Raw genomic sequence first — 13052 nt, forward strand, 5'->3', positions numbered from 1 at the left:
GCGGGCCGGCGCCGTGCAGCGGTGGATCAACCCTGGGGCATCTTGTACGGGGCGGTCGCGCCCGCGTCGACCGTCATCGTCAGACCGGTGACGTAGCGCGACTCGTCGGAGGCCAGGAAGAGCACCGCGTTGCTGATGTCCACGGGGTCCACCCACGGGATCGGCAGGGAGTTCAGCGGCTTGAACGCCTCCTTGACGTCGTCCCGGCTGGCACCAGGCTGGCCGAACACCTCGTAGAGCGCGGGGTTGTGCACCATCGGGGTGTCGGTGGTGGTCGGGTGCACCGTGTTGACCCGGATGAACTGCGGGGCGAGCTCGACCGACAGCGCACGCATCAGCCCGACCACACCGTGCTTGGCGGCCACGTAGTGCGCGAAGTTCGTGTAAGCCACCAGACCGGCAACCGAGCTGGTCAGGATGACCGAGCCCCCCTTGCCCCGCTCGACCATGGAGGGGACGGTGGCCCGCACCGTCTTCCAGACGCCGGTCAGGTTGATGTCGAGCATGTCCTGCCAGGTGTCCTCCTCCAGCTCGATCCCGGGACCGAAGCTGAGCACCGCGGCGTTGGCGGACACGATGTCGATCCCGCCGAACTCGGCAATCCCCTCGTTCGCCACCTCCTTCAGCGCGGACAGGTTCCGCACGTCGGCCGGGCGGGCGATGATGCGCCGGTCCAGGGCCTCGACCTGCTTGACCGTCTCGGCCAGGTCGGCCTCGGTCGAGCCGGGGTACGGGATGCCTTCGACGTCGGAGCAGATGTCGACGGCGATGATGTCCGCGCCCTCCTGGGCTAGCCGCAGGGCGTGTGAGCGGCCCTGCCCTCGTGCAGCTCCGGTGATGAACGCGACCTTGCCCTCGACCCGACCCATGGTGCCTCCTCTGCGGGGGAGGACGCCCTCGTCCTCCTTCCTCCCCATCCTGGAGGCGGGTGGCGCAGCTCACGCGTTCCGATTCGGAACACCGGCTGCGCACCCCCGGCCTCAGATGAAGGCGCTTACCCCGGTCTCCGCGCGGCCGATGAGCAGCTTCTGGATCTGGCTGGTGCCCTCGTACAGGGTCATGACGCGGGCATCGCGCAGGAACTTCTGCACGGGGTATTCATCGATGTAGCCGTACCCGCCGAACACCTGGATGGCATGGTTGCCGGCCCGCACGGCTGCCTCGCTGGCGAAGTACTTGGCCTTCGACGCGGCCGTCCCGTACGGCAGGTGGTGCTCGACCAGGTCGGCGGCCCGCCAGGTGAGCATCCGGGCCGCGTCGGCGTCCACGCTCATCTCGGCGATCATGTCCTGGACGAGCTGGAAGGTCGCCAGGGGACGGCCGAACTGCTCCCGCTCACCGGCGTAGGCCACAGAGGCCTCCAGGCAGGCCTGCACGATGCCGACACAGCCCGCTGCCACCGAGATGCGGCCCTTGTCCAGGGAGGACATGGCGATGGAGAACCCGCGCCCCTCCTCGCCGAGCACGGCGGAGGCCGGCACCCGGACACCGGACAGCGACAGCTCCGAGGTCGCCTGCCCGCGCAGGCCGAGCTTGCCGTGGATGGTGGTGGCGACGAACCCGGGGCTGTCGGTGGGGACGAGGAACGCGGTGATGCCCTTGGGACCCGGCCCGCCGGTGCGGGCGAAGAGCAGGCAGACGTCGGCCCAGGTCCCGTTGGTGATAAACACCTTTGCACCGTCGATGACGAAGTCGTCGCCGTCCCGTCGGGCCCGGGTCGTGAGAGCGCCGGCGTCGGACCCGGTGCCCGGCTCGGTCAGCCCGAAGCAGCCGATCTGCGTTCCAGCGGTGAGGCCGGGCAGCCATTGGTGCTTCTGCTCCTCGGTGCCGTGCAGCAGGATCGAACGGGCTACCAGACCGTTGGAGACCGAGACCACCCCGCGCAGCGAGGAGTCGGCCCGGCCGAGCTCCTCCATGCCGATGCAGTACGTGATCTGGTCGCCCTCGATGCCGCCGTACTCCTCCGGGATGCCCATGCCGAAGAATCCGAGGTTACCCATCTTGGGCAGGATGGCGGTGTCGATGGACTCTTTCCGGTCCCACTCGGCACGGTGGGGCACGGCCTCCTTCTCCAGGAACTCGCGCGCGAGGTCGCGGAAGGCGATCTGGTCCTCGTCCAGCTGGAAGTTCATCGTGGGCGGTCTCCTGTGACGGGGGTGGACGGTTCGTCGATGGGGTCGGGCGCGGGCTGCTTGGTGCCGTCGGCGGCGTACTGGTACCAGCCGCGTCCGGTCTTGCGGCCGAGGTGGCCGGCGGCCACCCGTGCGTCGAGGCTGGTGCTCGGCAGGTCGGCCGGGTCACCGGTCTCGGCGTACCGGGCCGTCTTGGTGAACCAGGCGATGTCCAGGCCCGTGAGGTCCTGGAGCTCGAAGGGCCCCTGGGGATGGCCGAGGGCGGTGCGGCAGGCCAGGTCGATGGCCTCCAGCGAGGCATAGCCGCCCTCGTACAGGTGCACGGCCTCGTCCCGGACGGCGTTGAGGATGCGGTTGGCCAGGAACCCGTTGATCTCCCGGGAGAGCAGAACCGGTTCCTTGCCGAGCTCACGGGTGAAGGCGGTCGCCGTCTCCAGGGTTGCCGGCGACGTCGCCTCCCCCGGCACCACCTCCACGCACGCCATGACGAGAGCGGGGTTGAAGAAGTGCAGGTTGCACACCCGGTCGGGGCGCCGCGTGGCGGCGGCCAGCCGCGACGGCACGAAGCTGGAGGAGTTGCTGGTCAGGATGGTCCGCTCGGGGGTGATCCGGTCCAGCCGGGCGAACAGCTCGGTCTTGACGTCGATCTTCTCCACCACGGCCTCGATGACGAGGTCGGCCCTGCCCGCACCCGCTTCCAGATCGGTGCCCAGGTGCAGGCGGGCGAAGGCGGCGTCCCGGTCCTCGGTGCGCAGCCGGCCCTTCTCGACGCGGGAGGCCAGCCGGGCGCGCAGCTGCCCTTCGGCGCGGACCAGGCTGGCGGGCTCGGTGTCGACCAGGTGCACCGTCCGACCGGCGAGCGCGCACACCATCGCGATCTGGGAGCCCATCGCGCCACCGCCCACCACCAGGACGTCATGGACCCCGCTGGCCGTGGCGCTGTCGAGAGGTGTCGTGCTCACGGCTCGACGCTAAGACCGGCGCGGGGACCGGTGAAGTACGGATGTCGCATCAGCGCGGGGCTGATCGGTATCGAAGATCCTTGAGATCGGCACCGGTCGCCCCCACGGTGGACTTCCGTGGAGATCACCCGACCTGCTGCGGAACGCGTCGACCCCACGGCCACCCTGTCGTGCGGTCGCGTCCTGCAGTTCGAGTTCGTGAGCTGTCTGCCCGGCCCGGGCGAGCTGGTGCCGTGCGTACGGCACGGCTACTGCCGCACGGTGTCGGTCGCCCGCGGCAGGGGCTCCGGGCCGCGCCGGCCACGTCCCCCGCGACGGACCGAGGCCGAACTCGTGCAGTGGCTGGTCGAGCGGCCGGCCACGACGATCGGCGTGCTGCGCCGGCACCGGTTCACCCTGCGCCTGGTGGTCACGGCCGAGCGGTCGGGCCGGGTGGAGGTGGACCCGGACACCGGCCGGGTCACCGCGGTGCTGCGCGCCTGACCCGGCCGGCATCCAGTCACCGGCGGCTGACCTCCGGCTCGGCCGCTGTCAGGTCGATCGCGGACAGGCCGGACAGCTGACGCCGTTGCTCCGCCAGGTAACGGCGTCGGCTGATCCACCGCACCGCGGCGTCGGCACCGATGACGGCCAGCAGCAGGACACCGGTGAACAGCTCGGCGACGAAGGCCTTGAACCCGACCGAGGACAACCCGGCGGCGAGTGTGCTGGTGATGACGACGCCCAGCAGGACGTTGACCATCCCGCCGCGGCCGCCGGCCAGGCTGATGCCCCCGACGAGCGCAGCCGCGACCCCCAGCAGCAGCATGTTGGTGAAGCCGTCGGGGGTTGCCGAGGCGCTGCGCAGCGAGGACAACGCGCCCGCCAGCGCGCCGCAGCCACCCGAGATCGCGAACGCGATGACCAGTGTCGGGCGCAACGGGACTCCGGCTGCGACCGCCTCGTTCCGGCCGCCGCCGACGGCGTACAGGGCCATGCCCGGCCGGGTGCGCGACAGGAACACCCCCAGGACGACGAGCACCAGCAACGCCGTGATCGACGTGGGCGACAGCACGCCGTACCGCATGAGCAGCTGGTCGCTGACGCCGTAGTCATCGGGCGTGATGGGCACCCCTCCGGTGACCAGCGAGGTGGCTCCTCGGAAGAGGATCAAGGTGCCGACGGTCAGCACCAGGGAGCTGATGCCGAGCCTGGCCACCGCCCACCCCTGCAACGCACCGACGGCGGCGCCCGCCGCCGTCGCCACGAGCAGCACGGGCACCAGCCCGAGCCCCGAGTTGCTCAGCAGGATGGCCGTGGCCCCGGACAGAGCGGCGACGGAGGCGATGGACAGGTCGAGTTCGCCGACGATCATCGTGACCGCGATGCCTGCGGTGATGATGCCCAGCGGCACGAGCCGCTCCAGCACGGAGAATGCTGCGGGCTGGCCGACGAAGTCGGGTGCGACGACCAGCACGGCCACGATGACGAGCGCCAGGATTGCGCCTTGGAGCCCGTAGGTCCGGCTGACGTCGGCGAGGCGGTTCATCGGGCACCTGCCTTCCTGAGGAGGTGGAGGAGGACGACGAGGACCACGACGACCGCGCCGACACCGAACAGCCGCTCCCCGGGGGCCAGGCCCTGCAGCAGCATCACGTTGCCGAGGATCACGATGAGCAGGGCGCCCAGCGCGGTGCGGACGGCGGAGGCCTCGCCGCCGTTGATGGCCGCGCCACCCACCAGGACCGCGGCGATGACGTCCAGGGTCAGGTTGGGCAGGTCGTTGGCCTGCATCTGGCGCAGCTGCGCAGCGGACAGGATGCCAGCGAGGGCAGCGCCGACCGACAACGAGGCGAAGGCGACGACGGTGCCCTTCATGGCCGAGATCCCGCTGGTGCCCGCCGTCGCGCGGTTCTCCCCCAGCAATCGCATGCGTCGGCCGGTGACCGTGCGGGCGGTCAGGAAGCTGACCAGCGCCGTCATCGCGATGAAGATGATCACCGGCAGGGGCAGTCCGAGGACGCTGGCGGTGGCCAGCCGGGTGACCGGGACCGAACCCGCGGTCACCACCTCCCCGCCGGTCCCCACGGCGACGCAGCCGTAGACGATCGCCCCGAAGGCGAGGGTCGTGATGACCGGGTTGAGCCCGGCACCGACGATGAGGGCCTGCGCGAGCCCGAGCAGCAGGCTGGCCCCCACGGCCACCAGCACCCCGACCAGGACGGACCCGGTCGCGCCGGCCACGGCGAGGAAGACGATGCCGCAGAGCACCACGGTGGACCCGATGCCGAGGGAGAACAGGTTCCCGGTCAGCGTGATCGCGGTCATCCCGACGGCGGCGATGCCGGTGATGGCCGTGCTGATGAGGATGGCGCGGAGGTTGGCGCCGTCGGCGAAGCCGTCGGTGGTCACGCTCGCCAGCACGAGGACGAACAGCACCAGGAGCGGCATCGCGTAGTCGGCGACGATCCTGGCGGTCTTCCGTTGCCAGGTGTCGGCGGCGGTTCGCGGAGCCGGGGTGCTGGTCGGGGGCGGAGCCGTCGTGGTCACGCGAGGATCTCCTCTCTGTGCATGACCTCACGGACCAGGTCGTGCTCGGTCCACTCGGTCGCGGGGCGGACGGCGGTGGGCCGACCGTGGTAGAAGGTGGCGACGGTGTCGCTGAGACCCAGCACCTCGTTGGTGTCCGATGAGCTCACGACGATCGCCATTCCGGACTCGGCGAGCGCCCGGAGCGTCGCGTACATGTCCGCACGGGCGCCGACGTCGACGCCGCGGGTCGGTTCCTCCACGAGGAGGACGTCGGGGTGGATGCCGCTCCACTTCCCGACCGCGACCTTCTGCTGGTTGCCCCCGGACAGCGAGCCCACCTTGGTGCCGAGCCGATTGGTGTCGACCGCGAACTCGCCGGCCAGCGTCTTCGTGGCGTCGGCCTCCGGTCCGGTGCGGATGAAGCCGGCTCGCGAGACAGCCGACAGCCAGGGCGAGGAGAGGTTCTGCCGGATGGAGGCGCCGGCGAAGATGCCGTCACGCTTGCGGTCGGCCGAGCAGTAGGCGATGCCGGCCGCGATGCCGGCGCGGCGGTTGCGCAACTGCACCTGCCGGCCACCGATGTGAAGGCTCCCGTCGATGACCGGTCTGATGCTGGCCAGCGCCTCGACCAGCTCGGCCGTCCCCGAACCCAGCTGCCCGGTGATGCCCAGGATCTCCCCCCGGCGGACCTGCAGGTCGACGGGTGCCCGGAAGCCGGGGGCCAGCAGGCCGCGTGCCTCGAGGGCGACCTCGCCCATCGAGCTGGAACGCGGCGGGTACAGATCGCCGAGCTCGCGGCCGATCATCCGCGCCACGACGCCGTCGACGTCCAGATCCGCGACCTCCAGCGGTGGGCTGCTGCGCCCGTTGCGGAAGATGGTTACGCGGTCGGCGATCTCGAACACCTCGCCGAGGCGGTGGGTGACGTAGACGATGCTGCGACCCTCGGACGCCAAGCGCCGGGCGGCCTCCAGCACGCGCACGATCTCGGCGTCGGACAGCGCAGCCGTGGGTTCGTCGAAGATGATGATGCGTGCGTCGCGAGCGAGCACCCGGGCGATCTCCAGCAGCTGCATCTCGGCGACCGAGAGCTCCTCGACCCGGGTACGGGGGTCGAGGTCCTGCAGCCCGACGCGCGCGAGGATCTCGCGCGACCGGGCAACGAGCCGGCCCGGCCGCCACAACCACGGTGCGCTGCGCTGGCCGAGGAAGAGGTTCTCGGCCACCGTCATCGTCCGCACGGTGCTGTACTCCTGCTGCACCACGGCGATGCCCGCGGCCTGGGAGGACGCGACCCCGGTGATGGTCACGGTTTCGCCGTCGATGGTCAGGGTGCCGGTGTCGGCCGTCACGAGGCCGGAGAGGATCTTGACGATGGTGCTCTTGCCGGCGCCGTTCTCACCGAGCAGGGCCATCACCTCCCCGGCCCGGAGCTCGAAGGCGACGTCGGAGAGCGCGGCGAATGCGCCGTAGGTCTTGGTGATGCCTTCGGCGGACAGCCGGAGGGGGGTCGCTGTGCTCATGGGCTCGAGCTCTCTGGGCGAGGGGGACGTGGCGCGGAGCGGCGCGGTGAGCGGGACGGCAGGGTCGCTGCCGTCCCGCTCACCGGGCTCAGTTCAGTTCAGCGAAGGTCTTGTCCCACACCCGGAGCGTGTCGATGTTCGCGGCGGTGACCTGCGGGTTCATCATGAAGGTCTCCCGGTACGGGGCCTCGACGGTGAGCTCGGGGGTGGTCTCGTCGACCGGCAGGGTGTAGTCGCCGTCCTGGGTCTCACCGGTCGCCAGGTACTGGGCGGCGGTGCGGACGACGAGCTGGCCCTCGATGACCGGGGACTGCAGCACGGCCGAGTAGATCTTCCCGGAGCGCAGGTTCGTCAGGTCACCCGACGAGGTGCCGGTGATGACGGTGACGTCGACACCGGGCTGCAGGCCGTTCTGCTCCAGCGCCTGCACCACGCCGTTGGCGACGTCGTTGCTGTGCGCGTAGATGAAGTCGATCCCCTGGTCGAGGTACTGCGGGATGACCTGGCTCGCCGCGGCGAACCCGCCCTGGGCGTCCACCGTCGGGGTGGGCTCGACCGCGAGCACGTTGAACGCGTCGCCGGTCTCCTCGGCGAAGGCCGACTCGCGGTCGTCGCCGGCCGCGTAACCCTCGGTGAACCGGATCTCGAGCAGGTTGGGCTTCCCGTCCGGCCCGTTGTAGGTCTTCCCGGCTGCCTCGGCCTCCTGCAGTGCGGCCAGGGCGTTGTCACCGGCTTCGATGCCGATGCCGGTGTCGCTCACCCCGGCGTAGGCGGCCACGAAGTCCTCGGCGTCGGGCTGGATGGCCTGGTTCCACTGGATCACCGGGGCAACCCGGGAGAGCTGGCGGATGGAGTTGGTCGCTGCAGCTGCAGAAGCCGGCCAGAACAGGAATGCCGCCGCCTCCTGGCCGCTGGCCAGGAATTCCTGGACCTGCTGGTCCTGCTCGGTCTGGTCGAAGTCGTTCTCCACGATCTGGACCTCGTAGCCGAGGTCCTCGCCCTGGGCCGTCAGGGACTCGGCCGCGGCCTTGAGGTACACGTTCGAGGTCGAGGGCATGAAGACCTGCAGGAGGGCACCGTCCCCCTCCAGGGTGCCGCTGCCCGAGACCTCCGCGGCCGAGCTGTTGCTGGACCCGGAGCCCGACGAGCAGGCCGCCAAGCTCCCGGCGAGGACGACACCGGCGGCCAGTGCGGCCAGTGCCTTCCATCGCGACGTCGTTGTCGAGGACACGGTTGATCTCCCGGTGCAGGTGAAGAGGGGTGCCGGGGGCCTTCGAGCGGCCTTGCCGGCGGGTGTGAGCTGCATCATGAAGAGCGCCCGGCAGGGCGACCCTGTACCGATCTGGAACAAGGTGTGCGCGCACCTGCCCTCTCGTGCCACGGTCGGTCCGCCCGGACGAGCCGGGACGCAGAGACAGGAGAAACCGTGAGCGACCACGTGTACCGGCTGAGCGAGATCGTCGGCAGCAGCACGACCAGCGTCGACGACGCCGTACGGACCGCGGTGCGCAAGGCGTCGGAGACGATCCACAACATCGACTGGTTCCAGACCTCGGAGATCCGCGGCCAGGTCGTCGACGGGGACGTGCAGTACTTCCAGGTGACCCTGAAGGTCGGCTTCCGGGTCGACTGAACAGGCCACCCGGTCGGGCCGGAACAGCCGCCGCGTCCGCACTGCTGCACGATCTGTGCGAGCTGCCTACTACGACACGACCGGCCCGGCCACCGAGGTGCTGCGGGTCGGGGAGTTACCCGACCCGCAGCCCGGCCCCGGCGAGGTGCTCGTCCGGGTGACCCTGTCGGGCGTCAACCCGGGCGACACGAAGAAGCGTGCCGGCTGGACCGGGGCCCCGATGCCCTACCCGCGCGTGGTGCCGCACAGCGACGCCGCCGGGGTCGTCGAGGCGGTCGGCGCCGGGGTCGCCCCGTCCCGGGTCGGTCGCCGGGTGTGGGTCCGCGGCGCCCAGTCCTACCGGGCCGGCGGGACCGCCGCCGAGCTCACCGCCGTCCCGGAGCGGCTGGCCACCGACCTGCCGGACACGGTGGGCGACGTCCTGGCCGCCTGCCTCGGGATCCCTGGGGTCACCGCGCACCGCGCGGTCTTCGGCGACGGCCCGGTCTCCGGCCGCACGGTCCTCGTCCACGGTGTGCTCGGGGGCGTCGGATCGCTGGCTGCCCAGCTCGCGGTGTGGGGCGGCGCTCGCGTGCTCGGCACGGTCCGCTCCGGGGCCGACCTGGCCGAGGTCGCGCTTCCCGGCGTGACGGTGTTCGCCCTCGACCGCCCCGGCGTCGCCGAGCCGGTACGGACGGCCGCGGGCGGCGGAGTCGACCGTGTCGTCGAGGTGTCCTTCTCCGACAACCTCGACCTCGACGCCGCCGTGCTGCGCAACGGAGGTGTCCTCGCGGCCTACGGGACGCGGGATGCCCGGCCGGTCCTGGACTTCTGGCCCCTGCTGTTCGCAAACACCACGATCCGACTGCTGGGCAGCGACGACTTCCCGGCCGACGCCGTGGACGCGGCGGTGCAGGACCTCACCACGGCCGCGGAGTCCGGGGCCATCGCGGTCCCGGACGCCGACGTGCTGCCGTTGGAGCGGGTGGCCGAGGCGCACGACCGCATCGACGCCGGCACCCGCCGGCGCCAGCTGGTCGCGCCATCGCCTCAGACCTGAGCGGGTATCCGCAGGGTCAGTGACCCCAGACCCCGGACCGCCACGCCGTACGCGGCACCCGGACGCACCGGCACCGCGTCGGTGAGGGCGCCGGCCAGCACGACGGAGCCGGCCGGGAGCACCTCGCCCTGCGCAGCCAGGTGCCGGGACAGGTGGGACAGGGCCAGCAGGGGGTGACCCAGGATGGCGGCGCCGGCTGCCGTGTGCACGACCGCGCCGTCGACGTCCAATACGCATCCCGCGGTGGCCAGGTCACCGACGCGTCGCAGTGGAGTCCACTCCCCCACGGTGAACCCGGCTGCACTGGTGTTGTCGGCCAGCACGTCGGGCAGCCCGAAGCGGTAGCCGACGAACCGGGAGTCGATGACCTCGAGCGCGACCGCGACGCCGTCCACCAGGTCCCCGATCCGCCAGACCGGGACGGCCCGGTCCAGGTCCACGGCCAGTCGGAAGGCGATCTCGGGCTCCACGCGGGCCTGCGTGGTGCCGGCCACCACCGCCGCCGCACCGCGTACGTCGAGGTCCATGGCGTCGGTGAGGAACCCGACGATGGGCTCGGGCACGCCCATGGTCTGCTGCTTGGCGCGGCTATTCAGCCCCAGCTTCATCCCGACGAGCACCTCGCCCTCCGCCGTTCTTGCCTTCCGGTCCAGGGCCTGCACCTGGTGTCCCCACCCCGCGTCGAGCGGGTCGTCGGAGGTGCTGAACCGGGTGCGCGGCTGCCGGTCCCGGCGGGCAGCGAGCAACGCCTGGTGCGCGTCGCCGGCCGGGATCACGGACGGCCCCCGATGGTTGCGGTGACCGAGCCGAGACCCGACGCGGTGGCGGTCACCACGTCACCGGCGCCGAGGGGGACGGCGGCGTGCACCGCGCCGAGGAGCACCACCTGCCCGGCCCGCAACGGGGGTGCGTGCTCCTGCCCCGCCAGCCAGACGAGGGCGTACAGCGGGTTCCCCAGGATCGCCGCGCCGGCACCTGTCGCGACCACGACTCCGTTGCGGTGGAGGGTGATCCCGACAGTGCGGAGGTCACCGGCCTCGCCGAGCGGCACCGGCCAGCCCAGCACCGCTGCGGCCGAGGACGCGTTGTCCGCCACCGTGTCCAGGAGAGATATTCGCCAGTCCCGGATCCGGCTGTCGATGACTTCGAGGGCGATGACCACCGAGTCGACCGCCGCGACCACCTCGTCCCGGCTCGCGCCGGGTGCCAGGTCGCGGCCGAGCACGACGGCGAGCTCCGCCTCCACGCGCGGGGCGACGAGGCCTCCGGCGTCGAGGACGGCGCCGTCGCCGAACACCATCCGGTCGGTGAGCACGCCCGAGTCCGGGGAGTCGACACCGAGCTGCTGCTGCATGGCTGATGACGTGAGGCCCACCTTGTGGCCGACCACCTCCGCGCCGCCCGCGGTCCACCCCGCCACGAGCGCGGCCTGGACGGCGTAGGCGTCGTCGAGGGTCAGCTGCGGGAATCGCTCGGACAGCGGGGCCACCGGCACCGCGTCGCGCGCGGCGTCGGCCAGCTCCTGGGCGATGCTGGCGACGTACACTGCACCGCTCACGGTGTGGCGCCCGTGGCCCAGGCGTGCGACGTCGCGACCACGCCGACGACGACCTCGAGCTCGGCGTCGTCCCTGGGCCCGAAGAGCATGGTCATGCCGGGAGTGAGCCGCACACCGGCCAGCGGGTGCGCCACGCCCCAGCCCCGGCTGACGAGGTCGGCGGCCAGGGCCGGCGGCAGGGCCAGGTGGAGGGACCCGTCGTGGCCAGGGTGGACGTGGGCGAACTCGCCGTAGGACGGGACGATGAAGGCGTCGGTGTCCGGGGTGCCGGCGTCGACGCGGAAGGCCCGGGCACCGGGCACCGAGATGGCCGAGGGTCCGGTGTGGACCCCGGACAGGGCGGTCACGCGACGGAACACCTCCTCCTGCAGGGCGAGCGGGGCACGATCGGACAGCTGCTCCTGCGGGATGCCCGGGCTGACCTCCGGGCGGTTGCCGGCCCGTTCGGGGAGCACCCCGCCGGGCAGGGTGGGCCAGGTGGACGGTCCGGGTGCGGGGCGTCCGCGGCTGGTCACGAAGTGCAGCCGCTCGGCCAGCCAGCCGCCGAGGGTGGCCATGGTCGCGGCGGTGACCTGGTGGCCTCCGGGCTCCCGGCGGGCGACGGTCGGCGCTGCGGAGGGCCCGAGCAGGTACTGCCACGTGCGGTCGAGCAGCTCGCGTGGGATGACGGCGTCCTGCTCGCCCTGCACGACGACGACCGGTACCCCGGTCAGCCGGCCGGCCGTGGTGGGGACGCCCGCGTCGAAGGGCAGCGTGCCGAAGAGCACCGCTCCGCCGTCGTACCGGGCGGGGTCGTCCAGCAGCAGCCCGCCGGCGAAGGCGGCTCCCCCGCTGAACCCGATGAGCAGGACCGGGCGACCGGGTGGAGCGACCTCGTCGAGCCAGCCGCGGAACCAGTCCATGGTGGCCCGCAGCGACTCGGCCCGGGGACGCCCGATGCCCCGGTTGGCGAACCACGCGAAGCCACCGCCCTCGGCGATGGGCGCCCGAACGGCTGCGTAGGCAGGGCCCTCCGGCAGGTGGGCGGCGAGCGAGAGGATCTCCTGCTCGTGGGACCCGCGGCCGTGCAGGAGCACGACGAGCGGGGCAGCGGGGTCGGTCGAGCCGGCGGTGGCGATGACGGGGCCGCCGAACGGCCCGGTCACCGGGTGCTCGGCTCGGCCGGGCCGGGCTGCAGGTGCCCGGCGGTCCCCACGCCGCCCCAGCGGCGGATCTCCTCGGCCAGGTCCAGCCGGTCCACGGGGGCGGCGTCGGCGTAGGCACCCCAGTCCTCGCGGGGCAGCATCCACATGACCTCGAACTCGTTGCCGTCGGGGTCGATGCCGTAGACGCTCTTGGTCGCCCCGTGGCTGGACTCCCCGGTGTAGGCGTTGCGCTCGGCGAGGGTCAGCCGGGCCTGCTCGAGGTCCTCGACGGTGTCGACCTGCCACGCGAGGTGGTACAGGCCGACCGTTCCCCGGGCCCGGGGCGGAGCACCGGCCCCGATGCCGAACAGGCCCAGGTCGTGGTGGTTGCCCGAGCGGTCCAGCCGCAGGAAGGCCGCGTCGGCGCGGGGCTCGGTGGCGGCGACGGTCATCCCGAAGGCGCCGGTCCAGAAGTCGATGGCGCGCGGGAGGTCGCTGACGAACAGGACGGCGTGGTTGAGCCGGACGGCGGCGATGGTCACGGTGTTCTCCTCGGTGGTGTGGTGGCGG

The 13052-nt window shown here is 72.0% G+C and carries 14 protein-coding genes; 3 read left to right on the forward strand and 11 right to left on the reverse strand.

What is annotated here, in order from left to right:
- Positions 1-26: 26 nt before the first annotated feature.
- The 3 genes from BM158_RS19250 to BM158_RS19260 all read right to left on the reverse strand — a co-directional run bounded on the left by BM158_RS19250 (position 27) and on the right by BM158_RS19260 (position 3094).
- Positions 27-869 carry a mycofactocin-coupled SDR family oxidoreductase gene (locus BM158_RS19250; RefSeq protein WP_091563499.1) on the reverse strand — a complete coding sequence of 281 codons (843 nt, stop codon included), beginning with the start codon at positions 867-869 and terminating at the stop codon, positions 27-29.
- Positions 870-980: 111 nt separating this feature from the next.
- Positions 981-2132, reverse strand: coding sequence for an acyl-CoA dehydrogenase family protein (locus BM158_RS19255; protein WP_091563501.1), 1152 nt, complete (start codon positions 2130-2132; stop codon positions 981-983).
- On the reverse strand, positions 2129-3094 hold the full coding sequence (locus BM158_RS19260) for a 3-hydroxyacyl-CoA dehydrogenase family protein (RefSeq protein ID WP_229827366.1): 966 nt from the start codon (positions 3092-3094) through the stop codon (positions 2129-2131). The genes BM158_RS19255 and BM158_RS19260 overlap by 4 nt, the downstream gene beginning before the upstream one ends.
- 198 nt (positions 3095-3292) lie before the next feature.
- On the opposite strand from BM158_RS19260, the gene BM158_RS21910 reads away from it, so the two are divergent.
- On the forward strand, positions 3293-3577 hold the full coding sequence (locus tag BM158_RS21910) for a hypothetical protein (RefSeq protein WP_165629031.1): 285 nt from the start codon (positions 3293-3295) through the stop codon (positions 3575-3577).
- 16 nt (positions 3578-3593) lie between these two features.
- Here BM158_RS21910 and BM158_RS19265 read toward each other — a convergent pair whose 3' ends face one another.
- From BM158_RS19265 to BM158_RS19280, 4 genes are all read right to left on the reverse strand, one after another.
- On the reverse strand, positions 3594-4622 hold the full coding sequence (locus BM158_RS19265) for an ABC transporter permease (protein ID WP_091563503.1): 1029 nt from the start codon (positions 4620-4622) through the stop codon (positions 3594-3596).
- Positions 4619-5623 carry an ABC transporter permease gene (locus tag BM158_RS19270; RefSeq protein WP_091563504.1) on the reverse strand — a complete coding sequence of 335 codons (1005 nt, stop codon included), beginning with the start codon at positions 5621-5623 and terminating at the stop codon, positions 4619-4621. Before BM158_RS19270 ends, BM158_RS19265 begins: the two co-directional genes overlap by 4 nt.
- Positions 5620-7128, reverse strand: coding sequence for a sugar ABC transporter ATP-binding protein (locus BM158_RS19275; RefSeq protein WP_091563506.1), 1509 nt, complete (start codon positions 7126-7128; stop codon positions 5620-5622). Before BM158_RS19275 ends, BM158_RS19270 begins: the two co-directional genes overlap by 4 nt.
- Positions 7129-7216: 88 nt before the next feature.
- Positions 7217-8359, reverse strand: coding sequence for a sugar ABC transporter substrate-binding protein (locus BM158_RS19280; protein ID WP_165629032.1), 1143 nt, complete (start codon positions 8357-8359; stop codon positions 7217-7219).
- A 195-nt stretch (positions 8360-8554) separates the two neighbouring features.
- On the opposite strand from BM158_RS19280, the gene BM158_RS19285 reads away from it, so the two are divergent.
- Positions 8555-8761: a dodecin gene (locus BM158_RS19285; RefSeq protein ID WP_091563510.1), complete on the forward strand. Its 207-nt coding sequence runs from the start codon at positions 8555-8557 to the stop codon at positions 8759-8761.
- Positions 8762-8816: 55 nt separating this feature from the next.
- Positions 8817-9800 carry an NADPH:quinone reductase gene (locus tag BM158_RS19290; protein ID WP_091563512.1) on the forward strand — a complete coding sequence of 328 codons (984 nt, stop codon included), beginning with the start codon at positions 8817-8819 and terminating at the stop codon, positions 9798-9800.
- On the opposite strand, the gene BM158_RS19295 is transcribed toward BM158_RS19290, so the two are convergent.
- From BM158_RS19295 to BM158_RS19310, 4 genes are read right to left on the reverse strand one after another with little or no spacing between them, the layout of a single operon-like run.
- A complete protein-coding gene (locus tag BM158_RS19295; RefSeq protein WP_091563514.1) occupies positions 9791-10576 on the reverse strand; it encodes a 2-keto-4-pentenoate hydratase in 786 nt (261 codons plus the stop codon). The genes BM158_RS19290 and BM158_RS19295 overlap by 10 nt on opposite strands.
- Positions 10573-11358 (reverse strand): 2-keto-4-pentenoate hydratase, encoded by a 786-nt coding sequence (locus BM158_RS19300; RefSeq protein ID WP_207506798.1) that lies wholly within the window; start codon positions 11356-11358, stop codon positions 10573-10575. The genes BM158_RS19295 and BM158_RS19300 overlap by 4 nt, the downstream gene beginning before the upstream one ends.
- On the reverse strand, positions 11355-12503 hold the full coding sequence (locus tag BM158_RS19305; protein WP_091563518.1) for a luciferase domain-containing protein: 1149 nt from the start codon (positions 12501-12503) through the stop codon (positions 11355-11357). The genes BM158_RS19300 and BM158_RS19305 overlap by 4 nt, the downstream gene beginning before the upstream one ends.
- Positions 12500-13024, reverse strand: coding sequence for a VOC family protein (locus tag BM158_RS19310; protein ID WP_091563520.1), 525 nt, complete (start codon positions 13022-13024; stop codon positions 12500-12502). Before BM158_RS19310 ends, BM158_RS19305 begins: the two co-directional genes overlap by 4 nt.
- Positions 13025-13052: the final 28 nt, after the last annotated feature.

The sequence above is a fragment of the Klenkia taihuensis genome (genome assembly GCF_900112525.1).
In the GTDB taxonomy this organism is placed as follows: domain Bacteria; phylum Actinomycetota; class Actinomycetes; order Mycobacteriales; family Geodermatophilaceae; genus Klenkia; species Klenkia taihuensis.

Coding starts and splice junctions, on each gene's coding strand:
- BM158_RS19250 (WP_091563499.1), bottom strand. CDS start 869: ATGGGTCGGGTCGAGGGCAAGGTCGCGTTCATCACCGGAGCTGCACGA.
- BM158_RS19255 (WP_091563501.1), bottom strand. CDS start 2,132: ATGAACTTCCAGCTGGACGAGGACCAGATCGCCTTCCGCGACCTCGCG.
- BM158_RS19265 (WP_091563503.1), bottom strand. CDS start 4,622: ATGAACCGCCTCGCCGACGTCAGCCGGACCTACGGGCTCCAAGGCGCA.
- BM158_RS19275 (WP_091563506.1), bottom strand. CDS start 7,128: ATGAGCACAGCGACCCCCCTCCGGCTGTCCGCCGAAGGCATCACCAAG.